The 26,356-nt window shown below is 31.9% G+C and carries 27 protein-coding genes and 1 tRNA gene; 14 read left to right on the top strand and 14 right to left on the bottom strand.

Annotated features, from left to right (window positions below):
• Nucleotides 1-3 precede the first annotated feature (3 nt).
• The 4 genes from ACFPTQ_RS02975 to ACFPTQ_RS02960 form a co-directional block, all read right to left on the bottom strand.
• Nucleotides 4-258 carry a DUF6327 family protein gene (locus ACFPTQ_RS02975; protein ID WP_379773671.1) on the bottom strand — a complete coding sequence of 85 codons (255 nt, stop codon included), beginning with the start codon at nucleotides 256-258 and terminating at the stop codon, nucleotides 4-6.
• Between the two features lie 2 nt (nucleotides 259-260).
• Nucleotides 261-611, bottom strand: coding sequence for a competence protein (locus ACFPTQ_RS02970; protein WP_278034464.1), 351 nt, complete (start codon nucleotides 609-611; stop codon nucleotides 261-263).
• A gap of 26 nt (nucleotides 612-637) precedes the next feature.
• Nucleotides 638-937 carry a YtxH domain-containing protein gene (locus ACFPTQ_RS02965; protein ID WP_379773667.1) on the bottom strand — a complete coding sequence of 100 codons (300 nt, stop codon included), beginning with the start codon at nucleotides 935-937 and terminating at the stop codon, nucleotides 638-640.
• Between the two features lie 431 nt (nucleotides 938-1,368).
• Complete coding sequence (locus ACFPTQ_RS02960; RefSeq protein WP_379773664.1) at nucleotides 1,369-3,489, bottom strand: glutamine--tRNA ligase/YqeY domain fusion protein; 2,121 nt, start codon at nucleotides 3,487-3,489, stop codon at nucleotides 1,369-1,371.
• 142 nt (nucleotides 3,490-3,631) lie between these two features.
• Here ACFPTQ_RS02960 and folB point away from each other — a divergent pair, with 142 nt between their 5' ends.
• Together folB and ACFPTQ_RS02950 are read left to right on the top strand one after the other, a co-directional pair.
• Nucleotides 3,632-3,991, top strand: a complete 360-nt coding sequence (gene folB / locus ACFPTQ_RS02955) for a dihydroneopterin aldolase (protein ID WP_379773662.1) — start codon at nucleotides 3,632-3,634, stop codon at nucleotides 3,989-3,991.
• Between the two features lie 106 nt (nucleotides 3,992-4,097).
• Nucleotides 4,098-4,168, top strand: a tRNA-Cys gene (locus ACFPTQ_RS02950).
• Nucleotides 4,169-4,431: 263 nt separating this feature from the next.
• Here the strand turns inward: ACFPTQ_RS02950 and ACFPTQ_RS02945 are convergent.
• From ACFPTQ_RS02945 to rnr, 3 genes are read right to left on the bottom strand one after another with little or no spacing between them, the layout of a single operon-like run.
• Nucleotides 4,432-5,109: a LysE family translocator gene (locus tag ACFPTQ_RS02945; RefSeq protein WP_379773659.1), complete on the bottom strand. Its 678-nt coding sequence runs from the start codon at nucleotides 5,107-5,109 to the stop codon at nucleotides 4,432-4,434.
• A gap of 39 nt (nucleotides 5,110-5,148) precedes the next feature.
• Entirely contained in the window at nucleotides 5,149-5,865 is a 717-nt protein-coding gene (locus ACFPTQ_RS02940; protein ID WP_379773656.1) for a head GIN domain-containing protein, read from the bottom strand.
• A gap of 11 nt (nucleotides 5,866-5,876) precedes the next feature.
• Entirely contained in the window at nucleotides 5,877-8,069 is a 2,193-nt protein-coding gene (gene rnr, locus ACFPTQ_RS02935; protein WP_379773653.1) for a ribonuclease R, read from the bottom strand.
• Between the two features lie 118 nt (nucleotides 8,070-8,187).
• Here rnr and ACFPTQ_RS02930 point away from each other — a divergent pair, with 118 nt between their 5' ends.
• On the top strand, nucleotides 8,188-8,430 hold the full coding sequence (locus ACFPTQ_RS02930; protein WP_379773650.1) for a DUF2007 domain-containing protein: 243 nt from the start codon (nucleotides 8,188-8,190) through the stop codon (nucleotides 8,428-8,430).
• Nucleotides 8,431-9,097: 667 nt separating this feature from the next.
• On the top strand, nucleotides 9,098-9,529 hold the full coding sequence (gene rpiB / locus ACFPTQ_RS02925) for a ribose 5-phosphate isomerase B (RefSeq protein WP_379773648.1): 432 nt from the start codon (nucleotides 9,098-9,100) through the stop codon (nucleotides 9,527-9,529).
• 64 nt (nucleotides 9,530-9,593) lie between these two features.
• Here the strand turns inward: rpiB and ACFPTQ_RS02920 are convergent, their stop codons facing one another.
• Nucleotides 9,594-9,878, bottom strand: coding sequence for a DUF1294 domain-containing protein (locus tag ACFPTQ_RS02920; RefSeq protein WP_379773645.1), 285 nt, complete (start codon nucleotides 9,876-9,878; stop codon nucleotides 9,594-9,596).
• A 33-nt stretch (nucleotides 9,879-9,911) separates the two neighbouring features.
• Between ACFPTQ_RS02920 and ACFPTQ_RS02915 the strand changes: the two genes are divergently transcribed.
• A complete protein-coding gene (locus ACFPTQ_RS02915; protein ID WP_379773642.1) occupies nucleotides 9,912-12,035 on the top strand; it encodes a Tex family protein in 2,124 nt (707 codons plus the stop codon).
• 59 nt (nucleotides 12,036-12,094) lie between these two features.
• Here ACFPTQ_RS02915 and ACFPTQ_RS02910 read toward each other — a convergent pair whose 3' ends face one another.
• Together ACFPTQ_RS02910 and ACFPTQ_RS02905 are read right to left on the bottom strand one after the other, a co-directional pair.
• Nucleotides 12,095-12,706, bottom strand: coding sequence for a porin family protein (locus ACFPTQ_RS02910; protein WP_379773639.1), 612 nt, complete (start codon nucleotides 12,704-12,706; stop codon nucleotides 12,095-12,097).
• Nucleotides 12,707-12,852: 146 nt separating this feature from the next.
• Nucleotides 12,853-13,038 carry a Sec-independent protein translocase subunit TatA/TatB gene (locus tag ACFPTQ_RS02905; protein ID WP_379773636.1) on the bottom strand — a complete coding sequence of 62 codons (186 nt, stop codon included), beginning with the start codon at nucleotides 13,036-13,038 and terminating at the stop codon, nucleotides 12,853-12,855.
• A 330-nt stretch (nucleotides 13,039-13,368) separates the two neighbouring features.
• On the opposite strand from ACFPTQ_RS02905, the gene ACFPTQ_RS02900 reads away from it, so the two are divergent.
• Genes ACFPTQ_RS02900 through ACFPTQ_RS02880 form a run of 5 tightly spaced genes read left to right on the top strand, consistent with a single transcriptional unit; the run spans nucleotide 13,369 to nucleotide 18,816 of the window.
• Entirely contained in the window at nucleotides 13,369-13,755 is a 387-nt protein-coding gene (locus ACFPTQ_RS02900; protein ID WP_379773633.1) for a peptidase, read from the top strand.
• Between the two features lie 51 nt (nucleotides 13,756-13,806).
• Nucleotides 13,807-15,288: a GH3 auxin-responsive promoter family protein gene (locus ACFPTQ_RS02895; protein ID WP_379773630.1), complete on the top strand. Its 1,482-nt coding sequence runs from the start codon at nucleotides 13,807-13,809 to the stop codon at nucleotides 15,286-15,288.
• A gap of 6 nt (nucleotides 15,289-15,294) precedes the next feature.
• Nucleotides 15,295-16,974 (top strand): DUF6909 family protein, encoded by a 1,680-nt coding sequence (locus ACFPTQ_RS02890; protein ID WP_379773628.1) that lies wholly within the window; start codon nucleotides 15,295-15,297, stop codon nucleotides 16,972-16,974.
• Between the two features lie 56 nt (nucleotides 16,975-17,030).
• Nucleotides 17,031-18,014, top strand: a complete 984-nt coding sequence (locus ACFPTQ_RS02885; protein ID WP_278034477.1) for a UDP-glucuronic acid decarboxylase family protein — start codon at nucleotides 17,031-17,033, stop codon at nucleotides 18,012-18,014.
• A 1-nt stretch (nucleotide 18,015) separates the two neighbouring features.
• A complete protein-coding gene (locus tag ACFPTQ_RS02880; protein ID WP_379773626.1) occupies nucleotides 18,016-18,816 on the top strand; it encodes a glycosyltransferase family 2 protein in 801 nt (266 codons plus the stop codon).
• A 167-nt stretch (nucleotides 18,817-18,983) separates the two neighbouring features.
• Here the strand turns inward: ACFPTQ_RS02880 and ACFPTQ_RS02875 are convergent, their stop codons facing one another.
• On the bottom strand, nucleotides 18,984-19,502 hold the full coding sequence (locus tag ACFPTQ_RS02875; protein ID WP_379773624.1) for an ORF6N domain-containing protein: 519 nt from the start codon (nucleotides 19,500-19,502) through the stop codon (nucleotides 18,984-18,986).
• A gap of 42 nt (nucleotides 19,503-19,544) precedes the next feature.
• Nucleotides 19,545-20,855, bottom strand: coding sequence for a phenylacetate--CoA ligase family protein (locus ACFPTQ_RS02870; protein ID WP_379775541.1), 1,311 nt, complete (start codon nucleotides 20,853-20,855; stop codon nucleotides 19,545-19,547).
• A gap of 153 nt (nucleotides 20,856-21,008) precedes the next feature.
• Here ACFPTQ_RS02870 and purD point away from each other — a divergent pair, with 153 nt between their 5' ends.
• On the top strand, nucleotides 21,009-22,283 hold the full coding sequence (purD, locus tag ACFPTQ_RS02865; protein ID WP_379773621.1) for a phosphoribosylamine--glycine ligase: 1,275 nt from the start codon (nucleotides 21,009-21,011) through the stop codon (nucleotides 22,281-22,283).
• Nucleotides 22,284-22,524: 241 nt separating this feature from the next.
• On the opposite strand, the gene ACFPTQ_RS02860 is transcribed toward purD, so the two are convergent.
• Nucleotides 22,525-22,755, bottom strand: coding sequence for a DUF6341 family protein (locus ACFPTQ_RS02860; RefSeq protein WP_278034481.1), 231 nt, complete (start codon nucleotides 22,753-22,755; stop codon nucleotides 22,525-22,527).
• A 136-nt stretch (nucleotides 22,756-22,891) separates the two neighbouring features.
• On the opposite strand from ACFPTQ_RS02860, the gene ACFPTQ_RS02855 reads away from it, so the two are divergent.
• On the top strand, nucleotides 22,892-23,821 hold the full coding sequence (locus tag ACFPTQ_RS02855) for a DUF6427 family protein (protein ID WP_379773618.1): 930 nt from the start codon (nucleotides 22,892-22,894) through the stop codon (nucleotides 23,819-23,821).
• On the opposite strand, the gene upp is transcribed toward ACFPTQ_RS02855, so the two are convergent.
• Nucleotides 23,816-24,469: a uracil phosphoribosyltransferase gene (gene upp, locus ACFPTQ_RS02850; RefSeq protein WP_379773615.1), complete on the bottom strand. Its 654-nt coding sequence runs from the start codon at nucleotides 24,467-24,469 to the stop codon at nucleotides 23,816-23,818. The genes ACFPTQ_RS02855 and upp overlap by 6 nt on opposite strands.
• 98 nt (nucleotides 24,470-24,567) lie before the next feature.
• Between upp and ACFPTQ_RS02845 the strand changes: the two genes are divergently transcribed.
• Complete coding sequence (locus tag ACFPTQ_RS02845; protein WP_278034484.1) at nucleotides 24,568-25,173, top strand: DUF4254 domain-containing protein; 606 nt, start codon at nucleotides 24,568-24,570, stop codon at nucleotides 25,171-25,173.
• Between the two features lie 118 nt (nucleotides 25,174-25,291).
• Nucleotides 25,292-26,299: a glycosyltransferase family 9 protein gene (locus tag ACFPTQ_RS02840; RefSeq protein ID WP_379773612.1), complete on the top strand. Its 1,008-nt coding sequence runs from the start codon at nucleotides 25,292-25,294 to the stop codon at nucleotides 26,297-26,299.
• The last annotated feature ends 57 nt before the right edge of the window (nucleotides 26,300-26,356 follow it).

Below are 26,356 nucleotides of genomic sequence, written 5' to 3'. Positions count from 1 at the left end.
GGCTTAATCGCCTCTTTTTTTATTTCTAAACCATTTAATGACTATTGGTATCAACAACTGTAAAATCGTACTATAGGAGCTAAAAAAACTGCTTTTAATAACTCCTACAACATTAGATGCTACATTTAAAAAAGACAAACTATCTTTAGTCTTTTCAATACTTAAAATCAACTTTTGATAACTAATTTCTTTTTCCACTTTCAGAATCTCTAATTCGCTATCAATTTGAGCATAAGAAGAATATTTTTTCTTTCCCATAATTATTCATTAAAAAAGATTTCTGAAAATTTCTCTAAAATAGGTCCTTCTACTATTTTATCTCTAACCAAAAACAATAGTCCAGTAAAAATGATATACAAAAAACCTACACAAAGAAAACCAAAAGTATAACTTCCAAGATAATTTCCTATAGCAAAAGCTAAGGCTATTGAAAAGAACAATAAAACCATACAAATACAAAGCAAAATTAAGGTGAACTTGAAAATCATAGTCGTTGATTTCATAGCCATCTTAAATGCCGATAACTTATAATATTCAAGATTTTTTTCAATGAATTCTTTCGTATTCTCCTGAATATTTTCGGTATGTTCTTTTAGTTCTTCAAAAGCCATATTTGTCTAATTGAGTTAATAAGTAACTAATTCTTATGAAGTTTAGCATTTTTTTCTTTTAATTCAGCTAATTTTTTTTCTAAGAAAGTAATAGCATCTTCTGTCTTATAACTCATATTTGAAATCATATTATCATAAGACTCTTCTAAATCAACTTTAGCATTTGCTAATTTAGATTTCATATCTTTTTCCAAATCTTTATAACCGTCTTTAATTTTTTGTCTGGTTTTCTCTCCTTTGTCTGGAGCAAACAAAATTCCTAATACAGCTCCAATTGCAGCGCCACTTGCAAGAGCTATCAAAGTTTTTCCTGTACTACTTGCCATAATTTTATTTTTTTAAGTTCTTTATAAAGATACGATAATTTTAAAAAAGCATTTTATAAGAATTTATATAAAATTTATAATATTTTCATAAAAAGGAAAAAATAAGATCTAAAGACAGTAAAATGTTTCACAAGAAACTTTAAAAAATGGTTCTCCATTTTTTTAGAAGAAGAAAAGTTCGAAAAACAAGTAGTATAAATTTTTAACTCCTGAATTTAAAAAAAATAGCCATAAAAAAAGTAAAAACTCAAATAAAGCTTTCTAATTAATAAAAATACAAAAGATGAGTTATTTATCGACAGATTTAAAAAAAGCTCTTAAAATTAAAATATGAAAGCGAGTTTTAATTTATAAAAATTATAGTTTTTAAAAATTAAATAGATATTTATAATAATAAAAAAAAGCGCTTATATAAGCGCTTTTAATAAAAATTATTGATTTAAAAATTGTTCTATAAATTCCCTTTCTCTTTCGGAGGAATTTTTCGGAGGATTCGATTCTAATTTTAAAATTTCCTCTTTGAATGCATTTTTGAAATTAGAATCAAAATCTAAATTACATAAATTCAAAATTGCCCTCGATCGAACAAAAGTAGATTCACTTCGTAATGACATGGTGAATAATTTTGAAATTTCTTCATTGTCATAATCAGAAATTTTCAAAGGAGCATATTTCAAAATCAAGTTAGCAAACAACAATGAACTTTTATTATTGTTAATATTTTTCTTGAATGAATTTTGTAATAAACTATAATTAGAAATTTCGGCAAGGGTCTCTCCTATTGCAGTTCTTATTGCAATACGCTCTTCTCTAGTATTTACTTTGAAATATTTGTTGATATCTTTCAAAGCATTATTAATACTGTTACTATCTTTTTTACCTTTTTCTTCCCAAGCATCTTTCAATCCAACTGTTTTGTTAAACACTAATTTTGAAGCAGTTGAGTCTTTATCAACATTAAAATATCCTAGGCGTTGAAATTGGAATTTATCACCAGAAACAGCAGTTTGTAAACTTGGTTCCACAAATCCTTTTACTGTTAACAACGAATTAGGATTAATAAAATCAAGAAAACTTTTCTCTTTATGAGAGTCTGGAGCTTCGTCTATAAACAAACGATCATACAAACGAACTTCGGCTTCAACAGCATGTTTTATAGAAACCCAGTGTAATGTTCCTGCTACTTTACGCTTAGAAGCTTCACTTCCACTTCCACTTCTACTGTCTTCATCATAAGTAACATGAATTTCAGTAATATTTCCTTCAGTATCTTTTACAACACTTTCACCCTTAATAATATAGGCATTTTTAAGACGTACTTCATTACCTAAACTTAAGCGGAAAAATTTAGCAGGAGCTTCTTCTAAAAAGTCTTCTCTTTCTATGTACATTTCACGAGAAAAAGGTACTTTTCTAAATCCAGCACTTTCATCTTCCTGATTATTTTCGGCATCTAACCATTCTTCTTTTCCTTCAGGATAATTAGTAATTACAACTTTTACAGGATCTAAAACAGCCATTACACGAGGTGCAGTTTTATTTAAATCATCACGCAAACAGAATTCTAATAAAGAGAAATCAATGATATTTTCACGTTTGGCAACACCAATATTTTCACAAAATTTACGAATAGAAGCAGCTGTATAACCTCTTCTTCTTAAACCAGAAATGGTAGGCATTCTTGGATCATCCCAACCATTTACATGATTTTCCTGAACTAATTGTAACAGTTTTCTTTTACTCATTACAGTATAATTCAGGTTTAAACGTGCAAATTCATATTGATGTGGTCTAACTAAGGTAGCATCATAAATTTGGTCTAAAAACCAATCGTATAATTCACGGTGCATTACAAATTCCAGTGTACAAATAGAATGCGAAATTTGTTCTAAATAATCACTTTCTCCATGTGTATAATCATACATTGGATAAATACACCAATCATTTCCTGTTCTATGATGTTCCTTATGTAAAACTCGGTACATAATAGGATCACGCATCAACATATTAGAAGAACTCATATCAATTTTAGCTCTTAAAACATGACTTCCTTCAGGGAATTCACCATTTTTCATAGCATTAAAAAGAGTTAAATTCTCCTCTATTGTACGATTACGAAATGGACTATCAACACCTGGTTGAGAAGGTGTTCCTTTTTGTTCAGCCATAGCTTCTGAAGATTGACTATCTACATAAGCTTTACCGCTATTAATTAAAATAATAGCCCAATCATACAACTGTTGGAAATAATCAGAAGCATACAATTCCTTATCCCATTGAAAACCTAACCATTGTAAATCTTCCTTAATTGCATCTACATATTCCTGCTCTTCTTTAGCCGGATTTGTATCATCAAAACGTAAGTTTACAGGAGCATTATACTTTAATCCCAAACCAAAATTTAAACAAATGGATTTAGCATGTCCAATGTGTAAATAACCATTAGGTTCAGGCGGAAAACGGAATCTTAATTTATCTTGAGGAAAACCTTTTGATAAGTTATCTTCAATAATTTGTTCTATGAAATGCAGTGATTTTTCTTCAGTTGACATGTCTAAATTTTAAAAAGACAAAGTTATCAAAATTGTTCATTAAATAAAGGATAGAACAATTGCATATTGACTTTGAAGGCTAAAATTTCAAATATTTTGTACTTTTACCACCAATTCAAACTAATAAATCAGCAACAAGAATATGGAAACTATCAAATTAAAAAATATCCGAACTTTTTCTAATCACGGATGCTTAATAGAAGAAGCAAAAATAGGTTCTGATTACACTGTTGATTTAACGATTAAAGCTAATTTACAACAATCAACTCAATCTGATAAGCTGGCTGATACTGTAGATTATGTACATTTAAATCGAATAGTAGTAGAGGAAATGGCTATACGATCGGAATTATTAGAACATGTAGCTAAAAGAATCAATAAAAGAATACTTGACGAATTACCAATGGTTCAAAAAACTAAAGTTGCCGTATCTAAATTAAACCCTCCAATAGGTGGTGATGTTGAATCAGTTACCTTAATTTTAGAAGAAAGCAGAAATTAGGATTTGTGACTTCATATTTTAAAACTTGACTTCAAACCGTTTTATTTAGAATTCGACATTTGGATTTATGATTTTTTATTTTACCTTTGCAGTCCATAAAAACAATGGCGTCGTGGCCGAGCGGCTAGGCTGGGCTCTGCAAAAGCTCCTACTCCGGTTCGAATCCGGACGATGCCTCAGAAAGAGATACAGAAATGTGTCTCTTTTTTTATATCTAATTTTTAAGAAAAATTAAGTAAAGCATAGGTTCGAATCCGGACGATTACTCTAGAATCTATAAAGAAATTAAAAGGTTTTTTTATGTCAATTATTTAGTCATTGCGAGGAACGAAGCAATCTCATTTAGTGAGATTAAATTTAGTGAGATTGCCAAGCTATGATCGCAATGCAAAACACAAAAAAACCGCTCAAAATAAGCGGTTTAAATATCATTTTTGTTATTATTTTTCAATCCTTTCAAAAGCTTGTTTCACCATTTCTTTTTCTTTTGGAAACCAACCTTGAACAATTAAAACTAATCCAAAAACCATCAAAACGATACTAATTCCTTTTTTAATTTTAAGTATATTAGAAGGTGTCATTTTAGATTTTAATTGTTTTGCTAAAAGTATTTTAATACAATCGACTAACAAATAAGTGATGATTACGGTACTAAAAAAAGTCATCATTCTGGAAGTTTGCATCTCTAATTTTGGTCCTACAGAAATAATTACAGCCAACCAAAAACCTAATACTCCAATATTAATAATATTTAAAAAAAGCCCTTTCATAAACAAACTGAAATAATCTTTTTTAAGGATTTCTTTATCAATCTCTTTAGTATTAATTTTCTTTTCTTTCCTTAAACTTATAAAAGAAATTATACCATAAGCCAGCATTAATATTCCTCCAAATATGAACAAAGCAGGCTTATCTTTTAAACTTTGAATTAATCTAAAACTACCTAAATAGGCAATTGCAATAAAAATAATATCTCCAGTAACTACTCCTAAATCAAAAAAAAGAGCGGCCCTGAATCCTTTTATAATACTGGTTTCCAGTAAAATAAAAAAAACAGGACCAATCATAAAACTCAAGAATATTCCCCAAGGAATACCTGATAAAATATCGTTAATCATTAATTTTAGAATTTTAAAGAGAATAAAAATACATTTTTTTTATTCTTTTTCTTCAATTTTTCCTCCTAAAATAGTTTGTTGATTAATTTGTTTAGGTTTACCATAAATCGAAACAGTACCTCCTGCTTTTACCTTAGCATCAACTAAGGTGCTAGCATTAATATCGGCATTACCTCCAGCGGAAAGGTTAATTGTAGTTTGTGAAGTATGTAAATTTTTAGCTTTTAAAATACCACCAGACATGATTACTACATCCTGATTAGCAGCAGCTCCGCTCAATTCAATAACCCCACCGGTAACCGCTTTTACATTCACTTTTTGAACATCTACTTTTACAGTTATTTTAGCTCCTTCTTTTACACTTATTCCTAAAATTGTTTCTTTAAAAACAGCATCACTACTTATTACTGAGCCTTCACTTGCCGAAATATCATCAATATTTTTATAATACAATTGTATCGAAATGTCATCTCCTGATAACAATTTTGGGAAAGGCATTCTCAATTTTAGTTCACCATTGTTATTCACAACTTCTACTTCTTTTTCTCTATTTCCTTTAATTACAACTTTGTTTTCGTTTGCTGGTATAAGATGAACTGTAAGTTTATCAAATACTTTAACTGAACTAAAATCTCCTAAGTTTTTGGTTACTTGCGCAAATGTAAATTGGGTTACAATTAAAAATGCGACTATAAAAACGGTATTTAACTTATTATAAGTTTTTCTTTTTTGGTAATCTTGCATGTTTGATTTCATTTTCATTTACATTAAATTTCTGTTTCTTCTGATCTTCTTAAAAAATTAAAATCCAATTGTTTTTTAACTAAATCAGCGTTTTTAACCTTAACGTAAATTTCGTCTCCTAATTGTAATAATTGATGAGAAGTTGCACCCACTAGAGCATATTGTTTTTCATCAAAGGTGTAATAATCTTCTTTTATATCTCTAATACGAATCATTCCTTCGCATTTATTTTCGATAATTTCAACGTAAATTCCCCATTCGGTAACACCAGAAATAACACCTAAAAACTCCTGATCCTGATGGTCTTGCATGTATTTTACCTGCATATATTTGATAGAATCTCTTTCGGCATTGGTTGCTAAACCTTCCATGGTAGAACAATGCAAACATTTTGTTTCAAACAATTCTTCATCAGCTGATTTTCCACCATCCAGATAATACTGTAACAAACGATGAACCATTACGTCTGGATAACGACGAATTGGTGAAGTAAAATGGGAATAATAATCAAAAGCTAAACCGTAATGACCAATATTATCCGTAGAATATTTGGCTTTACTCATACTTCTAATAGCCAGTGTATCAATTAAATTTTGTTCTTTTTTACCACTTACATCTTCCATCAGTTTATTCAAAGACTTAGAAATATCACCAGGATTACGGAAATCAATTTTATAACCAAACTTAGCAATCACAGTTTGCATTGCAATTAATTTGTCTTCATTCGGTTCGTCGTGAATTCTGTAAACGAAAGTTTTCTTTTGTTTACCAATGAATTCCGCTACTCTCCTATTGGCTAACAACATGAATTCTTCAATCAGATGATTAGCATCTTTAGAAATTTTAAAATAAACTCCTTCTGGTTCTCCTTCGGCATCCAAATTAAATTTTACTTCTACTTTATCAAATGAAATGGCTCCATCATTCATTCTCTTTTTACGAAGAATTTTAGCTAATTCATCTAATTTAAGCGTTGCTGTGACAATTTCGGCAGGAACTTGATAAGAAGTACCCGTTAATGAAATTTCTTCCGGAATTACATCGTTTTTAGTTTCAATGATGTATTGTGCTTCTTCGTATGAAAAACGTTGGTCTGAATAAATAACGGTTCTACCAAACCATTGATTGATAACCTGACTTTTTTCATTGATTTCAAATACAGCAGAAAAGGTATATTTTTCCTCTTGTGGACGTAAGGAACAAGCAAAATTAGATAACACTTCAGGTAACATAGGCACTACCCTATCTACTAAATACACTGAAGTTCCACGTTGATACGCTTCTTCATCCAGTATAGTTCCTTCTTCTAAATAATGCGAAACATCGGCAATATGAATACCAATTTCGTAATGACCATTCTCTAATTTTTTAAACGAAAGAGCATCATCAAAATCTTTTGCATCTTTTGGATCAATCGTAAAAGTCAGCGTATCACGCATATCACGACGCTTAGCAATCTCAGCTTCAGTAATCGAAGTATCAATCTTTTGCGCATAGGTTTCTACTTCAATTGGAAACTCAGCCGGTAAACCATATTCGGCTAAAATAGCATGGATTTCAGTATCATGTTCTCCTGGTCTTCCCAGAACTTTAACTACTTTTCCAAAAGGACTATCAGCTTTTTTTGGCCAATCTTCAATATGAACCAAAACGACATCTCCGTTTTGTGCATCTTCTATTTTATCTTTTGGAATAAAAATATCAGTATACATTTTAGGATTGGCAGTCGATACAAAAGCAAAGTTTTTCTGAATATCAATAACACCTACAAAATCAGTTTTAGCTCTTTCTATAATTTCAACTACTTCACCTTCAGGACGTCTTCCTTTTCTTCGGTTATAGACATACACTTTGACTTTATCTTTATCTAAAGCATGATTCAAATTATTGGTAGGGATAAAAATATCATCTTCAAATTCCTCACAAATAAAATAAGCCGTTTTACGGCTCGTCATATCTATAGTTCCTTCGTAATAATCTTGACTTACAGCTTTAATTAAATATTTTCCAGGTTCTGACTCGATGATTTTCTTTTCGGCAGTAAGAATTTTTAAATCTTTTATAATTTGATTTCTACTTTGTGTATCATCTTTCTCTAAAATGGCTGCTATTTGCTTATAATTGAATGCTTTATTAGCACTTTTAGACAAAATTTTTATAATTTTATCAGAGAAACTTTTCTCTTTTTTAGCAGGCTTTCTTATTCTTTTTCCCATACTTCTTTTCTTAAAAGTCGAAAATTACGAAATAGTTAGCCAGTTCTAAAGAAAAGAATCAGTTTTAAAGAAATTATAACGTATACTAGAGTTGTTTCTTCAATAAAATCAATTCGATATGGAAACTTTTATTACCATCGCTACTTTTAATTACATCCATGAAATCGAAATTTTGAAACATCGTTTAGATCAAGAAGGCCTACAATACTATTTTGAAAACGAATTCATGACAGCCATTGCTCCCTTCTACTCTACTGCTCTGGGTGGAATCAAACTTAAAATTCACCCTAACGATTCTGAAACAGTAAAAACAATTCTACAAGAAATGAAATACGATAATAACAATCTAAAAATTGTTTAGTTTTCAAAGTTGTCAACATATAATACTATTATAAAAAAGAAATTTTAAAATTTTAAAAAATATTTATTGTTATTATAGTGTGTTAATAGTTGCAATAATTATTTTAGAAATTGTTTTTAAATCAAGTTTTAGCTTGTTATCAAGAGTTATTAACATAGTTATTTATAGTTAAATCTTTAATTTTTAAGACTTTTTGAATTATAATTAACAACCGTTAATAACATGAAAATACTTTAAAATGTAAATAAGTTGATTGTTAATAATTGTTGATAACCTCAATTTCGAATATGGAAAACTATTCCAAAAATTCAAGAAACTTTGTTTGGATTTTTAATTCCAATTTTTGATTGTAAATTTTTCCCATTCAAACAAAAAAAAGTTCTAATTTTCTTTTCATACTTATTAACAATTCGTGTTAAATTAAAGTTAACTGAAAATCAACGATTTATGTTTCAATATTAACAACGTAAAATTTTAACAAATTAATTATGGATTATCTATTGATTTTCAATAATTTATAAATTGTTAAAAATATTGACAACCTCATATCTATCTGGAAATGTATTATTTATATTTTTAAAATTGTTGTGGTATTTTTTAGCTTTTTAAAAAAGAATAAAATAGAAATAGATTTGGTAAATTTGCAACAAAATTAAAACATACTAAAATGAAAATTTCAATAGGAAACGATCACGCAGGTCCGGAATATAAAAAAGCAATTGTTAAGTGGCTAGAAGCTAAGGGTTACGAAGTAACTAATTATGGAACGGATACAGAAGCTTCTGTTGATTATCCAGATTTTGGACATCCTGTGGCTTCAGATGTTGAAGAAGGAAAAGCTGATTTTGGAATTGTAATTTGTGGAAGCGGAAATGGAATTGCAATGACTGTTAATAAACATGCCGGAGTAAGAGCTGGTTTATGCTGGACAAAAGAAATTGCATATTTAACTCGTTTACATAACGATGCTAATATTGTTAGTATTCCTGCTCGTTATACTTCTATTCAACAAGCTATTGAAATTGTGGAAACTTTCTTAGAAACTGCTTTTGAAGGTGGAAGACATCAAAACAGAGTAAACAAAATTGCTTGTTCTTAAAAAAAATTCGCGGTGCTTCGCATCAAAGTAAATAGTTAAAGCTCGGTATTTCACCGGGCTTTTTTTATGATTGAAAAATCCAATAGCTTATTAACAATTGGATAACTATAATCCCAAAAAACTTCCATAAATAGGATACTTTAGCCGTTTTGTGTCTAAAAATAAGCATGGCTAAACTGGCTCCAATAGTTCCTCCCAAGAATACAAAAGTTAATAAACTTCGCTCGGAAATTCTTCTTCCGCCTTTTATAGCTTGACGTTTATCATAAGCAGTTTGGAAAAAAGTAAAGACATTTACAATCAAAAAAAAATAGAATAAAACAGGTATTTTAGTTTTTATAAGTTCCAAAGATGTTATTTTAGCTATTCGAAAAAATTTACAATGACCAATATACAATTCATTTCCAAAAGCGTTGCTACGGCAGCAATAAACATTCAAAATACGGTTCAATTATTAGAAGAAGACTGTACCATTCCTTTTATTTCCCGTTACCGAAAAGATAAAACCGGAAATCTGGATGAAACGGTGATTGAACAAATTGCTAAACTTCAAAAAGAGTACGAAGTAATTGTAAAACGCAAAGAAGCCATATTAAAATCAATAGAGGAACAAAAAGCCTTAACGCCTGAATTAGAGAAAAAAATTGAGCAAAGTTTTGATTTACAAGAATTAGAAGATTTTTATCTGCCTTATAAAAAGAAGAAAAAAACAAAAGCTGATGTGGCTCGTGAAAACGGATTGGAACCTTTGGCTAAAATCATCATGGCGCAAAACAATGATGATGTTGATTTTTTGGCAACCAAATATTTAAATGAAAATGTGGCTAATGAAGAGGAAGCTTTGCAGGGAGCACGTGATATTATTGCCGAATGGATTAATGAAAACATTTTTGTTCGTAAACAATTACGCCGATTGTATCAACGTAAAGCGACCATTACTACCAAAGTGGTAAAATCCAAAAAAGAAGAGGAGGGAGCCAAAAAATTTTCGCAATATTTTGATTGGTCAGAACCAATTTCAAAAGCACCTTCTCATCGATTATTAGCGATGTTACGTGCTGAAAACGAAGGATTTATTAAGTTCAAAGTGGAAGCCGATATTGATGAAGTCTATGATATTATTGATGAATTGGTTTTAAAAGGGCAAAATAGTACGACTCATCATGTACAATTGGCAATTGAAGATAGTTACAAACGTCTTTTACAGCCTGCTATTTCTAATGAAACCTTACAGGAAGCTAAGGCTAAGGCGGATGCCAATTCCATTCAGGTTTTTGCGTCCAATTTAAGTCAGTTGTTGTTAGCGCCACCTTTGGGAGAAAAACGCATTTTAGCTATTGATCCTGGATTTAGAAGTGGTTGTAAAGTGGTTTGTTTGGATGAAAAAGGTGATTTATTATACAATGAAACCATTTATCCACATGCGCCACAAAATGAAACGGCTATGGCTATGAAAAAAATCCGTTCGATGGTCAATGCGTATAACATTCATGCCATTTCTATTGGAAACGGAACTGCTTCCCGCGAAACCGAATTTTTCATTAAAAAAATAGCTTTTGATAAGCCAATTCAGGTATTTGTCGTTTCGGAGGCAGGAGCTTCGGTATATTCGGCTTCTAAAATTGCCCGCGAAGAATTTCCTAATTATGATGTTACAGTAAGAGGTTCGGTTTCTATTGGTCGTCGTTTGAGTGATCCTTTGGCCGAATTGGTAAAAATTGACCCAAAAGCGATTGGTGTAGGACAGTATCAGCATGATGTGGACCAAAGTAAATTAAAAGAAGAACTGGATAATACCGTAATTCGTTGTGTGAATTCCGTGGGGATCAACATCAATACGGCGAGTAAACATTTATTGAGTTATGTGAGTGGAATAGGAGAGAAGTTGGCCGAAAATATTGTGCAATACCGTTCGGAAAACGGACCTTTCCAAGATAGAAAACAACTGAAAAAAGTACCACGTTTAGGTGAAAAAGCCTATCAGCAAGGAGCGGCTTTTATTCGAATTAAAGAAGGAAAAAATCCATTAGACAATTCGGCGGTACATCCGGAAGCCTATGAAATTGTGGAAAAAATGGCGAAAGATTTGAAAATTTCTGTAAATGATTTGATTGCCAATAAAGAAAAAACAGCCTTAATAAAAGCCGAAAATTATACCAATGAAACCATTGGAATTTTAGGAGTTAAGGACATCATCAAAGAGTTAGAAAAACCGGGATTAGACCCTAGAAAAGCAGCTAAAATCTTTGAATTTGACCCAAATGTAAAAACCATAAAAGACCTTAAAACAGGCATGGTTTTACCCGGAATTGTGAATAATATTACCAATTTTGGTTGTTTCGTTGATTTAGGAATCAAAGAAAGTGGCTTGGTTCACATTTCCCAACTAAAGGTTGGTTTTGTGAGTGATGTAAACGAAGTAGTAAAGTTACACCAACAGGTTCAGGTAAAAGTAACCGAAGTCGATGAAGATAGAAAACGTATCCAGTTGACGATGGTAATTTAAAATGCATAAAAAAACCAGTTTCTTTACAATATAGAAACTGGTTTTTTAAAATTTTACTTTTATAATTGAATTACTCCTCCTAAATTTAAACTAAAACCATGATTTGTTAATTTACCTGATTCAGCTATTTTGCTGAAGTTTGTTAGACCATTAAACCATTGTCCATCTATTAAAATACCAAATCTGTTATTGACTTCAATTTTGTAACCAATTCCAAAAGTTAATCCTAATTGAAAAGATTCTATTTGATTTTTGTTCATTTTAATAGTGTTTCCATTTATTTCAACTTCTGCATTTGTTAAAAAAGAAGGACTGAATCCAAAATTTAAATTCCATTTTCTTGTACTTCCAAAGTGCCAATTGGCATTTATAGGAATACTGACATAGTTTAATTTGTCTTCATAATTATCCCCATTAAAAGAATATTCTCCTCCCATTTTATCAAAAATAAGTCCTGATCGTAAACTCCATCTATTGTTAAAATAATAATCAATAGTAGCCCCAAACTCTACTCCAGAATTATAATCAGTTCCATCATTATCTTCATTATATTCAGCGAAACTAGAACTTCCAATTTTAGGTGTAATTTCAATTACTCCCTTTTCTTTCATTTGAGCACTTGCTAAACAAAAAGAGCCTATTGCAACAAATGATAATACAATTTTTTTCATTTTTTATAAGTTAAAATTTACACCGCAAATGTATTAAGTAAAAACTTATAAATCTAAATTTAATTTAAAATTTCGGTTAATAATAAAAAAAACCTGATTCAAATTGAGACAATTTGAATCAGGTTTTTTAATAAAAAAAGAATTTTTTATTTAGTTTCTTCTTCTTTAGTATCAGCTTTATCGGCTGGTTTTTGATCGTCTTTAGCAGCATTTTTGAATTCTTTAATTCCACTACCAAGACCTTTCATTAATTCTGGAATTTTTTTACCTCCAAAAAGTAATAAAACTACTGCCAGTATAACAAGGATTTCTGTTAATCCAAATTTTCCCATGATTGAATAATTTGTGCCGAAGCAAATTTGTAATTAAAAACTAGCTACAAATGTAAATAGAATAAATTAATATGAATTCATTTTAGGGTAATTATTTAATTTATATGGCGTTAAAAAATATTTAATTTTTTTCAAACATTTATAACTAGAAGCTAATACCGGCAAAGCACAGGGATTGACTTTAATTAGTATATTTGTGAAAAAGCAAAAAGCATGTCCGAAAAAAGGCTAAAAAGAAAAAAATTACACAAAAAACTGTTCACCAAAAACCGTTTGGTTATTTTGAATGAGGATACTTTTGAGGAAACCTTTTCTTTAAAATTAACCCTGATGAATGTTTTTGTCGTGGCATCTTTAGGAGCGATTTTCCTGATTGCAGTAACCACTTTTATTATTGCTTTTACACCATTGCGCGAATTTATTCCGGGTTATTCTTCTACCAAATTGAAAAAAGACGCCATGGAATTAGCCTTAAAATCAGATTCGCTAACTAATATTTTAAAGAAAAACCAAGCTTATATTTCATCCATACAAAAAGTATTAACGGGTAAATTAGATTATGCTAAATTCAATAAAGATTCCATCTTAGCAGTTGCAGTAGATTCGATACCAAAAACAGATTTATCACCTTCAGAAGCCGAGTTAGTATTGAGGGCTGAAGTAGAAAAAGAAGATAAAAAAGCACAGGAGTCTGCAGAACCAAAGAAGAAGAAATAGTTTTAAATTCAATCCATTTTTTTCTTCAACCATTTTAATCAGTCAATCAAAATGTCAATTAAATCAATAGCAGCAAAATTATTTGCGCAACATATTCACAAAAAAACACAATCTTGGGCTAGAAATCCTGTGGCCACGCAACAAGCCGTTTTTGAACAATTAATAAAAGACGCGCAGCAAACACAATTTGGAAAAGACCATCATTTTGACCAAATAAAAACTACCGAAGATTTTGCCAAACAAGTTCCTATTCGCGATTATGAAGATTTAAAACCCTATGTGGAAAAGGTCGTTAATGGCGAAGAAAATGTGCTGTGGAAAGGTAAACCTTTGTACTTTGCCAAAACTTCTGGTACGACTTCTGGAGCTAAATTCATTCCGCTAACTAGGGAATCTATGCCGTATCATATTGAAGCGGCGCGCAATGCGATTTTATCCTACATACATGAAACAGGCAAAGCCGATTTTGTGGATGGTAAAATGATTTTCCTGCAGGGAAGTCCTATTTTGGAACAAAAAAATGGAATTCAGTTTGGAAGACTTTCCGGAATTGTGGCACATTTTGTTCCAAAGTATCTGCAAAGAAACCGCATGCCATCTTGGGAAACCAATTGCATTGACGATTGGGAAACGAAGATTGATGCCATTGTTGAAGAAACTTTCAATGAGAATATGAGCGTGATTTCGGGAATTCCGTCTTGGGTGCAAATGTATTTTGAGCGTTTGCAACTAAAAGGGCAGCAGCCTGTGGGCGAAATTTTCAAAAACTTCAAACTGTTTATTTACGGTGGTGTGAATTACGAACCGTATAGAGCCAAGTTTGAAAACTTAATTGGACGAAAAGTGGATAGCATCGAATTGTTTCCCGCTTCGGAAGGATTTTTTGCTTATCAGGATAGTCAGAAGGAAAAAGGAATGTTGTTACTGTTGAATTCAGGTATTTTCTATGAGTTTATAAAATCCGAAGAATTCTTTTCAGAAAATCCAAAATCCTATACTATTGGTGAGGTAGAATTAGGCGTGAATTATGTGATGATAATTTCTACTAATGCCGGTCTTTGGAGATATAACATAGGTGATACGGTTCAATTTACTTCATTAGCGCCTTATCGCGTGATTGTTTCGGGAAGAATCAAACATTATATTTCGGCTTTTGGTGAACACGTTATTGGCAAAGAAGTAGAATGTGCTTTGCAGGAAGCGATGGAAGGAACTGACATTCGGGTAAATGAGTTTACGGTTGCTCCTCAAATTAATCCAACGGAAGGTTTACCGTATCACGAATGGTTAATTGAATTTGAACAGGAACCGGCAGATATGAACGCATTTGCGGAAGCGATAGACAACGCCATGCGCAAGCAAAATATTTATTATGATGATTTGATTGTGGGGAACATTCTGCAAAAAGTAGTCATTACCAAAGTGCCTAAAAATGGCTTTCAGGACTACATGAAATCCATTGGGAAATTAGGTGGTCAAAATAAAATTCCGCGTTTGTCTAATGATAGAAAAATTGCTGATTTTTTTAATTAAAATATAATGAAAGAATCCAAAAACATATCAAGAACCCGAGCTCAGGAATCATCAGCAGCCATTGAAAAAATGTACATTACCATGCGCCATTTGTTCAGTAGGGGTTTTTATAAACCGATGGGCGTTTCTGGTGATTCTTTGCGTGAAGCTTTGATGACTTTACGTCCAGAAATTTATGGAAATATAGCCGATGAAAAGGTTGAACTCAAGGGACTTTTATACGTGATTGAGCGTTTGCCACTGGGAATTGAAGAATGTCGTTATATCAATTTGACCTCTGATGAAGGTTATTCCAAATCACATTTTCAGGCGATAGTGCCACCTAAAAGAAGACGTAATTGCTATCGAATTGATGAGGAACAAATGAACGTTGAAATCACCCGTGGCCGTTCGGATATTTACGATATTTTGACCCATCTAACGTTTATATTTATCGAATCACATAAAATCAAAAACCGCGTTTTATTAGACGAAGGCGGAGAAGTTTCTCGTGATTGGGTAAAGTTAGAACAGGCTGTTTTGAAAAATGAAGCTTTATCTTTAGTAGAAAAAGAAATCTCTATTTCGCACGCGGCAAATATTTTGGCAAGAACTTTTGAAGATGTGTTAGAAATATATGATGATTTTGGAACCGAAGAAATGCCAGATCGTTTTTTACACATCATTTTTTGGTTGGGTAAATTAGCAATTGATGAGGTGGTTCATAACAATAAAAGAACGATCACTTTTAGTCCTATTCTCAGAGAGCGTTTAGGGCATCATATTCATGGCGAAATTTGGGCTACGAATATCAAGGAGGTTTTAAAGACAAATGGGCTTTTAGAACGTCCAATTCATATTATAAGTGCTAATATGCATTCGGTGATGAATTCAATATTCGCGAAAAGTGCCTTACAATCCATTTTTAAAGACAAATCGGATTTTGAGATTTTTGAAGAATTGAGTAAACCAACTGCCAATGGTGTTCGAAATGCCGTTAAAGAATTGGCCTTAGAACAAGGAATGATTTTCCTTCCTGAAACCGAAGGCACTAATATTGATGTGCAACTATTTGATACCGCCAAAATTGATTGGACAAAAACCCCTTTTGCAAAAGCTAATTTTGAAGGTCCAAAACCGGTTTTAATTGTGATGGATTATGCCTTTGGGGAACAGGCTTATGAAACGGTAGATGAGTTATTAAAACCCTATAAAAAGAATGTTTTTTTGAATGTCGAATCGGTTTCAATCATGGGAAAAGCAGGAATTCTTGAAGGCTGCAAAGGAGATATTATGATTCCGAATGCGCATATCAACGAAGGCACAGCCGATAATTATTATTTTGAAAATGAATTAACGGCTGCCATGTTTCAGGGGAACGGTATTGCAGTTTACGAAGGAGCCATGGTTACGGTTTTAGGAACTTCATTGCAAAATAGGGATTTATTGAAGTTTTTCCATGATTCTACTTGGGGCGTGATTGGACTAGAAATGGAAGGTTCACATTATCAAAAAGCCATACAATCGGCATCCAAAATCCGAAAAAGTATCCCGAAAGATGTAAAAGTTCGTTATGCCTATTATGCTTCGGATAATCCCTTGGAAACCGGAAGTACCTTAGCATCTGGAGGATTGGGAACTACAGGCGTAAAACCAACGTACTTGATTACTATAAAAATTTTAGAACAAATTTTTAATATACAATAGAGGAGGAGTGAGCATTTCGAATGCTTTTTATACCTTGCAACGGTTAAAATACAACTATGAAAAGAATACTGATTACTGGAGCTGCGGGATTTTTAGGATCACATTTGTGCGATCGTTTTATTAAAGAAGGTTATCATGTTATTGGGATGGATAATCTCATTACAGGTGATTTAAAAAACATCGAACATTTGTTCAAACTGGAAAATTTTGAATTTTATCATCACGATATTAGCAAGTTTGTGCATGTTCCGGGTGAGTTGGATTATATTTTACATTTTGCTTCACCAGCCAGTCCAATTGATTATTTAAAAATTCCAATTCAAACTTTGAAAGTAGGTTCGTTAGGAACACATAATTTGTTAGGTTTAGCAAGAGTGAAAAAAGCAAGAATTTTAATTGCTTCTACTTCTGAGGTTTATGGAGACCCTTTGGTGCATCCACAAACGGAAGAATACTATGGAAATGTAAATACTATTGGACCACGTGGAGTGTATGATGAAGCGAAACGTTTCCAGGAATCCATTACGATGGCTTATCATACGTTTCACGGTGTAGAAACCCGCATTGTTCGAATTTTTAATACTTATGGACCAAGAATGCGTCTCAATGACGGTCGTGTAATTCCGGCTTTTATAGGGCAGGCAATTCGAGGTGAGGATTTAACCATTTTTGGGGATGGCATGCAAACGCGTTCGTTTTGTTATGTAGATGATCAGGTCGAAGGTATTTTCCGTTTGTTGCATTCAGATTATGTGTATCCAGTAAACATTGGAAATCCGGACGAAATTACTATTAAAGATTTTGCTGAAGAAATCATCAAATTAACAGGAACAGATCAAAAAGTAGTGTATCATCCATTGCCGGTTAATGATCCATTACAACGCCAACCAGATATTACAAAGGCCAAAGAAATATTAGGTTGGGAGCCAAAAGTAAACCGTGCCGAAGGGATGAAAATTACTTATGAGTATTTTAAATCCTTGTCTCCTGAAGAACTTTCTAAAGAAGAGCACAAAGACTTTACTGATTATATTAAATAGAATGGAAAGCCCATTAGTATCTGTAATTATTCCCACTTTCAATGCTGAAAAATACATTTCAGATGCTATTCAATCGGTTCAAAATCAGACGTATCAAAACTGGGAAATTATCTTAGTAGATGATTGTTCAACGGATACAACACCAAAAATAATTACTTCTTTTCTAACGGATAAAAGGATTCAATTTTATCCGTTGGAAATCAATTCTGGAACAGGAATAGCCCGAAATGCTGCTTTGGCGAAAGCCAAGGGAAAATACATCGCTTTTTTAGATGCTGATGATTTGTGGAAGCCTGAAAAATTGGAAAAGCAAATTGCTTTCATGCAATCCAATAATTTGCCTTTTACTTTTTCGTTTTATGATTGTATTGACGAAGAAGGAAATGCATTAGGAAAAAGGGTAGAAGCTCCCCGAAATTTATCGTACTGGCAATTGTTTTTTTGCAATTATGTGGGGAATTTAACCGGGATTTATGATGTGGATTACTTTGGAAAAATAAGTATTTCCAGTATCCGAAAACGTCAGGATTGGATGCTTTGGCTCAGCATTTTGAAAAAAATAAAAAGTGCAAAACCAGTACCAGAAAGTTTGGCTTTTTACCGTTTACGAAGCAATTCGCTTTCTACTTCAAAAACCGAATTAATCCGATACAATTTTGCGGTTTATAGACAGTTTCACGGATTTAATGTCTTGGTTTCCGGATTATGTATGCTTGGGTTTTTGTTTACGCAATTGTTTGTAAAACCGAGTTACATTAAAAGGATTTATTATTGTCCGCATAGCGGACTAAATAAAAAATAGACCACAGACCTGTCTGCCGTCAGGCAGCTGACACTAATTTTACAGATAAAAACGGATTTTTGAAGCTCTTTGTGATTCACGATTTGTGATAATCTGTTAAATCCGTTTCATCTGTGTGCCATTCTCAATGATTGGTATAAGAAACAAATAGTCATAAAAGTATTTAATCATTTTTTGTAACCAATTTTGGTTCTTGGCTTTTCTTCTTTTTTCTCGGTTAACTCATCTAAATAAGAGAAAACCAATTCAATATTTTTGCCTTGATTTTCCAATTTTTTCTGGATTTGGACAATGTCCAATTTCATTTCGGTGGTGTCTAGTAACATTTGTCTCACTTTGGTAAAAATACGCATGATTTGTATATTCGTTTGAATGGCTTTTTCGCTATTCAAAACGCTGGATAACATTAAAATGCCGTGTTCTGTGAATACAAATGGAGGTTTTCTATTTCCACCCCAACTTGATGTCACAATTTGTGATGTCAAGTTTTGAAACTCATCTTTAGACAATTCAAACATAAAATCTTCGGGGAATCGAGAGATATTCCGTCTTACAGCTTGTTTTAACACTCTTGTTTCAATACCATAAAGAGTTGCTAAGTCCCTATCTAACATCACTTTTTGATTTCTGATGTAATAAATAGTGTTAGCAATTGTTTCTTCTGAAAGAATATGTTTAGAATCCATTGTTTCAAATTTAGAAACAACTAATATATGAATTTATTTACATTATATAAAAGAAGTAAACTGTTTCAATTTTCCTCTAGCAGTTCTTTCCAGAGTGTTTTTTCGAATAAATTCAAAAGTTAAATTAGGCTCTAAATACAAAGCAATAGCTTGTTCTATTTTTTGAATTTGTGCTAAATCTAATTTGGTTTCGCTGACGTATTCAATCTCAAAATGGTCAATTTTTCTTTGTTTGATAACAAATTCTTTGACGTTTCCATCGTCTTCAATAATGGATTTGGTGACATAATAAAAAGTCAATCCCGGCGATTTTTTACCGCTTGGCAAAACCGCAATATCATTTGTTCTACCAATAAGTTGCTTTAGAATAGGTTTGTCCAAAGTACTTTTTTCGTCCAAAATTCCAATATCACCAATATCGTAACGAATAAAGGGATGGGCTTTGTTAAAAAGTGAAGTGATTACAATTCGCCCTTCCTGACCATAGGGTAAAACCTGATTGTTTTCATCTACTATTTCTACAAAAAGGGTTTCGGAATTAATTTGCCATTCGTTGTTGCTATTTTCAAAAGCAATTAAATCCAGCTCCGAAGCCCCATATTCATTGACAACAGGAATGCCAAATTGTGATTCGAGTAATTTTCGATCTTCTTCAAATAGCATTTCGGAAGTGACCATACATACTTTCAAACTAGGACAAATTTGTTTTAAGATGAGGTTTCGCTTACGCAAAAATTTAGCAAACAAAACTATTGAACTTGTGTAACCGTTGAGGTATTCGAATTTTTTATACTGAAACTTTTCGACCATTTTTTCTAAAACCACATCCGAAAGATCAAAAATGGGAAAGCGATAACGATGGGCCAGAAAATCTTTGATTCGCTCTTTTTTGTTTCCAATAAAATCCAATGGAATTCCATAAAATCGAGCTTGAAGCGAACGGTTAAAATCAATACCAAACCAACCAAAACGATACATATTAGACGCCCAGGTAAGTGCATGGGTATATTTGTCTTTGCCAAAAATAAAGGGTTCACCACTCGATCCTGAAGTTTTATTGGTATAGGAATTTTTTAAAGTAAAACCTTTTGAAAGTCTGGATTCAAGAGGAACCTGAAGATTGGTTTTATTCAAAATGGGTAAATCTTCCCAGTTTTTACAGTCTTTAGAGCCAACTAACTTTTGATAAAAGGAATTGTTTTCTAAATGATATTTTACAATTGCTTGTTTCTGGTTTTCAATGAATTGTTTTTTTTCGGAAGGAGAAAGTGCAATAATTTGATTCAAATCGGATTTTGCTTTCTGGATTGGGAAAGCATTCAATTGCAGCGTAATGTCGAAAATTGAAAACATCGGAGGCGTTATTTCTTCAAAATTACTATTCTGATTAGAACTATGGAGTAAGTTTCCAGAAGTTTTTAGAAAATAATTATAATATCCGTTCAAAAGCAATTATTTTTGCAGCGTTCTTCGAAAGAAGGTTTTTTACAACTAAAATTTAAAGACATGAATATATTATTATTGGGTTCAGGAGGAAGAGAGCATGCATTTGCATGGAAAATGGTTCAAAGTCCCCTTTGCGATACTCTTTTTATGGCACCTGGAAATGCTGGAACAGCTGAAATTGCCACTAATGTAGCGATTGCTGTAACCGATTTTGAAGCGATTAAAGCTTTGGTTATCAAAGAAAATATCGAAATGGTTGTTGTAGGTCCAGAAGATCCATTAGTAAAAGGTATTTATGATTTCTTCTTAAATGATGCTGCTTTAAGTCATATTCCTGTGATTGGTCCATCAAAAATTGGTGCAACATTGGAAGGAAGTAAAGAGTTTGCCAAAGAATTTTTGGTAAAACACAATATCCCAACTGCTGCTTATGATAGTTTTACTGCTGAAACAGTAGAGCAAGGATGTGCCTTTTTAGAAACTTTAGCACCACCTTATGTTTTGAAAGCGGATGGTTTAGCTGCAGGAAAAGGAGTTTTGATTATTCAGGATTTAGAAGAGGCTAAATCAGAATTAAGAAATATGTTAGTGGGACAAAAATTTGGAGCTGCTAGTTCAAAAGTAGTTATCGAAGAGTTTTTGGACGGAATTGAATTAAGCTGTTTTGTATTAACTGACGGAAAAAGCTATAAAATTTTACCAACTGCTAAAGACTACAAACGTATTGGCGAAGGAGATACAGGATTGAATACAGGTGGGATGGGAGCGGTTTCTCCGGTTCCTTATGTAGATGCAGTTTTAATGGAAAAAATTGAAACACGTATTGTAAAACCAACAATTGCAGGATTACAAAAAGATGGAATTCCATACAAAGGATTTGTTTTCATTGGATTAATTAATGTGAAAAACGAACCATTGGTAATTGAATATAATGTAAGAATGGGTGATCCTGAAACGGAAGTTGTGGTACCTAGATTACAATCTGATTTAGTGGAGTTGTTTTTGGCTGTAGCCAATGAAAAACTAGACGAATTTGAATTAAAAATTGATCCAAGAAGTGCTACAACTGTTATGATGGTTTCAGGTGGTTATCCAGAAGATTTCGAAAAAGGAAAAGTAATTTCAGGTTTAGATAAAGTTGAAAATTCAATAGTTTTTCACGCAGGAACTAAATTTGATAATGGAAATGTAGTGACTAATGGAGGTCGTGTAATGGCTATTACGTCTTATGGTGATTCTTTCCAGGAAGCTTTAGCACAATCGTATAAAAATGTTGAAAAAATCAACTGGGAAAATGTGTATTTCAGAAAAGATATTGGTTTCGATTTAGTTTAGTTGAAACTAAATATTTAGTATACAGGACTAATAAAAAATACAATTTTTAAAAAGCAGTAAGCTTCGGCTTGCTGCTTTTTTTCTTAAAGCTTTAAAAAAACATTAGTTTTAAATTTAACAATTAAGAGATTAAGAATATTAAGCTTAACTAAACTTAATGCCTTAATGGTATAAATAAAAAGGGGTATAAAAAAACGGTTCAGACTGCTATCTGAACCGTTTTTTATATTTTGATTTTTTCTTATTTCAAGAAAGAGTGAGCTGTTGTATCTTGATTTTCAGTTCCAGCATCATCAAAAATACGTAATTGTTTAATCCAATAAACGATTGCTGCTGAACAGATAATCATAAAAATCCAGTTTAAAGTGTTAGCTCCAAACCAGCTTACAAGTTCTAAAGAGCGTAACCAATCTAATGGTTTGAAAAGAAAATCAACAAAAAGTGATTGTATTCCTTCGAAAAATGCCTTCATGATATAGAATTTAAATTTTAGTAATCGTTGAAAAGTAAATATCTAAAATCGTTATGCGAATAATAATTTTGTCTTAACTCGTTTCCTTATTTGAACAAGTAGTATATTTACAGTCACAAAAGTATAAAATATCCTTATGATTACAAGTGTTTTTAAAAAATCTACACCATTAAATTTTTCCTTAGTAGTATTTTTGATATTGTTTTTTGATTTTATCTATCAAATGCAAGATTTAGCTTGGTCTCATTCGGCGATTTCAATAGCTAAAAAAGTAGGAATTGGGTTGTTGATTTTGTTTTCGGCATTGCTTACTAATTTTATCTCAAAACGCAACGGACTTAGTAAAGACAGCGCTTATACGGTTTTATTCTTCTTGTTGTTTTTTCTTTTTTTTCCCAGTCTTTTTGACAATATTAATGTAGTATTTGCTAATTTTTTTATTCTTTTGGCGCTTCGAAGATTGATTTCTTTACAGTCTCAAAAAGCCTCTAAAGAAAAAATATTTGATGCTTCTTTTTGGATATTAGTGGCTTCATTGTTCCATTTTTGGTCTATTTTGTATTTGGTTTTGGTTTTCATTTCAATCATTGCTCACGTTATAGGCGATTATAGAAACTGGCTATTACCATTTATTGCTTTTTTTGCAATAGTTATTTTATTTGCCATGTATTCATTGCTTTTTAATGCAGATGTTATAGCCTATATAACTAATGGTGTTCAAATGAATTTTAGTATCGATTATTTTACTAATAATTATCAAAATGCAGCACTTTCTATTTATGCCACGGTTGCTTTGGTATTTGTTTTTTCAATGGTAACAACGCTATCTTCGCGACCATTGCAATTGCATGCATCGTTTAAAAAATTGTTGTTTGCTTTTTTTATTGCTGTTGGTATTTATGTAATTTCGGCTAACAAGAGCAATGATTTATTATTGTTTACCATAGCTCCTTTGGCAATGATAACAACCGCACATATCGAAATGCCACAGCAGAAATTAAATCAGGAATTAGCTTTAGGCGTTTTAATTTTGTGTAGTTTATTTTGTTTTTTCTCCCAATTATAATTTGATTCCGTAGGCCAAATCACCTGCATCTCCAAGACCTGGAACAATATAGCTGTGTTCATTTAGTTTTTCATCTAAAGCAGCAATCCAAAGATGACAATTTTCGGGTAAATATTGTTGTAAATAGGCTATTCCTTCTGGAGCTGCAATAGTTACTGCAATGTGAATTTCTTTGGGAGTTCCTCTTTCCATCAAACGTTTATAAACCGCTATAATAGATTGTCCAGTTGCCAGCATTGGATCAACAAGTAAAAGACATTTGTCATTAATATCGGCTATGGCTTGATATTCAACTTTTATTTCAAAATAATCATCATTGTTAGGATGGTAGCGGTAGGCTGAAATGAATCCGTTTTCGGCTTTATCAAAATAATTTAAAAAGCCCAAATGCATACTTAAACCCGCTCTTAAAATCGAACAGAGCACCACTGAATTGGCAATTTGAGTTGTTTTTTTAATACCTAATGGTGTTTGAATAGCTATTTCTTTATATTCTAAATTTTTGCTAATTTCATAAGCCATGATTTCGCCAATACGCTCTATATTTCGTCTAAAACGCATGGCATCATTATGAATATTTACATCTCTTATTTCTCCTAAAAAATGATTTAGAATGCTGTTCTTTTCTGATAAATAATGAATTTGCATAATTGATTTTTTTGGGTTTGAAATGAAGAATATAAAATAGAATTCTTATTTTTTTATAAAAGTATAAAAAGTATCTTTGTCCAAATAAAAATATAGAGATGTTTTCAAAATTAGCTTATTCCGTTTTTGAACAAAGTATAAAAGATTATCATCAATTTGATAATGTTGACCAACCGATAAACAATCCGTATCCTAAGGATCAGTTTGAACATTTATTATATCTAAAAAACTGGATTGATACGGTTCAATGGCATTTTGAAGATATTATTCGTGATCCACAAATTGACCCAGTTGCCGCTTTGACTTTGAAAAGAAGAATTGACGCTTCTAATCAAGAACGTACCGATATGGTGGAATATATTGATAGTTATTTTTTGCAAAAATACAGTAAGGTTGTTGTAAAAGATGATGCCAAAATCAACTCTGAAAGTCCAGCTTGGGCTTTTGACCGTTTGTCTATTTTAGCCTTAAAAATTTATCACATGCAAGAAGAAGCTACTCGTGCAGAAGCTACTCAGGAGCACAGAGATAAATGTCAGGAAAAATTAAATGTTCTTTTAGAACAAAGAACTGATTTGTCAACTGCTATTGATGATTTGTTGACCGACATTGAAAATGGTGATAAATTCATGAAAGTGTACAAACAAATGAAAATGTACAATGATGATGAATTGAACCCGATTTTGTATCAGGCAAAAAAATAAAAAATACAATTTTACCATTAAGGGATTAAGCCAATTAAGTAAAACTTAATGATTCTTACTTTCTTAATGGTTTTATTTCATTAATTAATTGTCAAAAAAAATTAAACATATAGCCGTCATGAGACTATCCGCTATGGGAGATGTCGCCATGACGGTTCCTGTTTTAAGAGCTTTTGTAAAACAGCATCCAGATATTAAAATAACGGTTATTTCACGTCCGTTTTTCAAGCCTTTTTTTGAAACGATACCTAATGTTAGTTTTTTTGCTTTTGATGAGAAAGAACGTCATAAAGGCTTTGTGGGCTTACTTCGAATATTTGTTGATCTGAAACAATTAAAAATAGATGCTTTCGCCGATTTACACAATGTTTTGCGTTCTAAAGTAGTGCGAATACTTTTTGCCTTGAGCGGAAAAAAAGTAGCCGCTGTAGATAAAGGTCGTGCTGAGAAAAAATCACTAACAGCTCCCGAGAATAAAGTGTTTAAACAATTACCCACTATGTTTGAAAGACATACAAAAGTGTTTGAACAATTGGGTTTTGACATTGATTTATCTAATCCTAGCTTTCCAGACAAGGCTGTTTTAACGGATGATATTAAAGCAATTATTGGCGAAAATCATCAAAAATTAATTGGAATAGCACCTTTTGCACAATACGATTCTAAAGTGTATCCTTTGGATTTAATGGAAGAAGTCATTGCTCAATTAGCAAAAAAATCTTCTAATAAAATACTTCTTTTTGGTGGAGGAAAAAAAGAAATTGAAATTTTAGAATCGATTTCAGCTTCCCATGATAATGTCATTACTATAGCTGGAAAAATTAAATTTCAGCAAGAATTAGAACTTATCAGTAATCTTGACGTGATGCTTTCCATGGATTCCGGAAACGCTCATATTGCTGCCTTATTAGGTGTAAAAGTGGTTACGCTTTGGGGCGCTACACATCCTTATGCAGGCTTTTTGCCATTCAATCAACCCATCGAAAATGCCTTAGTTTCCGATAGAGAAAAGTACCCATTGTTACCTACTTCTGTATACGGGAATAAGATGGTGGCTGGTTATGAAGATGCCATGCGAACTATAACTGTCGATTCTATCCTAGCGGCTCTATACAATTGTATGTAAGCTATTTATAGGGTATATTTTTTTTAAGATGTTTTTTCTGAAAGAATAGTTTTATAT

The sequence above is a fragment of the Flavobacterium sp. GCM10022190 genome (assembly GCF_042656445.1).
Classification (GTDB): domain Bacteria; phylum Bacteroidota; class Bacteroidia; order Flavobacteriales; family Flavobacteriaceae; genus Flavobacterium; species Flavobacterium nitratireducens.
This window is presented reverse-complemented; position numbering and strand designations above follow the sequence as displayed.

What these genes read in the sequence shown, in the direction of transcription:
- ACFPTQ_RS02940 (WP_379773656.1), bottom strand. Translation starts at nt 5,865, where the DNA reads ATGAAATCAAACATGCAAGATTACCAAAAAAGAAAAACTTATAATAAG.
- ACFPTQ_RS02870 (WP_379775541.1), bottom strand. Translation starts at nt 20,855, where the DNA reads ATGTTTTCAATTTTCGACATTACGCTGCAATTGAATGCTTTCCCAATC.
- ACFPTQ_RS02840 (WP_379773612.1), top strand. Translation starts at nt 25,292, where the DNA reads ATGAGACTATCCGCTATGGGAGATGTCGCCATGACGGTTCCTGTTTTA.
- ACFPTQ_RS02875 (WP_379773624.1), bottom strand. Translation starts at nt 19,502, where the DNA reads ATGGATTCTAAACATATTCTTTCAGAAGAAACAATTGCTAACACTATT.
- rnr (WP_379773653.1), bottom strand. Translation starts at nt 8,069, where the DNA reads ATGGGAAAAAGAATAAGAAAGCCTGCTAAAAAAGAGAAAAGTTTCTCT.
- rpiB (WP_379773648.1), top strand. Translation starts at nt 9,098, where the DNA reads ATGAAAATTTCAATAGGAAACGATCACGCAGGTCCGGAATATAAAAAA.
- ACFPTQ_RS02890 (WP_379773628.1), top strand. Translation starts at nt 15,295, where the DNA reads ATGAAAGAATCCAAAAACATATCAAGAACCCGAGCTCAGGAATCATCA.
- ACFPTQ_RS02895 (WP_379773630.1), top strand. Translation starts at nt 13,807, where the DNA reads ATGTCAATTAAATCAATAGCAGCAAAATTATTTGCGCAACATATTCAC.
- purD (WP_379773621.1), top strand. Translation starts at nt 21,009, where the DNA reads ATGAATATATTATTATTGGGTTCAGGAGGAAGAGAGCATGCATTTGCA.
- ACFPTQ_RS02860 (WP_278034481.1), bottom strand. Translation starts at nt 22,755, where the DNA reads ATGAAGGCATTTTTCGAAGGAATACAATCACTTTTTGTTGATTTTCTT.
- ACFPTQ_RS02915 (WP_379773642.1), top strand. Translation starts at nt 9,912, where the DNA reads ATGACCAATATACAATTCATTTCCAAAAGCGTTGCTACGGCAGCAATA.
- ACFPTQ_RS02975 (WP_379773671.1), bottom strand. Translation starts at nt 258, where the DNA reads ATGGGAAAGAAAAAATATTCTTCTTATGCTCAAATTGATAGCGAATTA.
- folB (WP_379773662.1), top strand. Translation starts at nt 3,632, where the DNA reads ATGGAAACTATCAAATTAAAAAATATCCGAACTTTTTCTAATCACGGA.
- ACFPTQ_RS02905 (WP_379773636.1), bottom strand. Translation starts at nt 13,038, where the DNA reads ATGGGAAAATTTGGATTAACAGAAATCCTTGTTATACTGGCAGTAGTT.
- ACFPTQ_RS02910 (WP_379773639.1), bottom strand. Translation starts at nt 12,706, where the DNA reads ATGAAAAAAATTGTATTATCATTTGTTGCAATAGGCTCTTTTTGTTTA.
- ACFPTQ_RS02930 (WP_379773650.1), top strand. Translation starts at nt 8,188, where the DNA reads ATGGAAACTTTTATTACCATCGCTACTTTTAATTACATCCATGAAATC.
- ACFPTQ_RS02880 (WP_379773626.1), top strand. Translation starts at nt 18,016, where the DNA reads ATGGAAAGCCCATTAGTATCTGTAATTATTCCCACTTTCAATGCTGAA.
- ACFPTQ_RS02845 (WP_278034484.1), top strand. Translation starts at nt 24,568, where the DNA reads ATGTTTTCAAAATTAGCTTATTCCGTTTTTGAACAAAGTATAAAAGAT.
- ACFPTQ_RS02945 (WP_379773659.1), bottom strand. Translation starts at nt 5,109, where the DNA reads ATGATTAACGATATTTTATCAGGTATTCCTTGGGGAATATTCTTGAGT.
- upp (WP_379773615.1), bottom strand. Translation starts at nt 24,469, where the DNA reads ATGCAAATTCATTATTTATCAGAAAAGAACAGCATTCTAAATCATTTT.
- ACFPTQ_RS02970 (WP_278034464.1), bottom strand. Translation starts at nt 611, where the DNA reads ATGGCTTTTGAAGAACTAAAAGAACATACCGAAAATATTCAGGAGAAT.
- ACFPTQ_RS02900 (WP_379773633.1), top strand. Translation starts at nt 13,369, where the DNA reads ATGAATGTTTTTGTCGTGGCATCTTTAGGAGCGATTTTCCTGATTGCA.
- ACFPTQ_RS02885 (WP_278034477.1), top strand. Translation starts at nt 17,031, where the DNA reads ATGAAAAGAATACTGATTACTGGAGCTGCGGGATTTTTAGGATCACAT.
- ACFPTQ_RS02965 (WP_379773667.1), bottom strand. Translation starts at nt 937, where the DNA reads ATGGCAAGTAGTACAGGAAAAACTTTGATAGCTCTTGCAAGTGGCGCT.
- ACFPTQ_RS02855 (WP_379773618.1), top strand. Translation starts at nt 22,892, where the DNA reads ATGATTACAAGTGTTTTTAAAAAATCTACACCATTAAATTTTTCCTTA.
- ACFPTQ_RS02960 (WP_379773664.1), bottom strand. Translation starts at nt 3,489, where the DNA reads ATGTCAACTGAAGAAAAATCACTGCATTTCATAGAACAAATTATTGAA.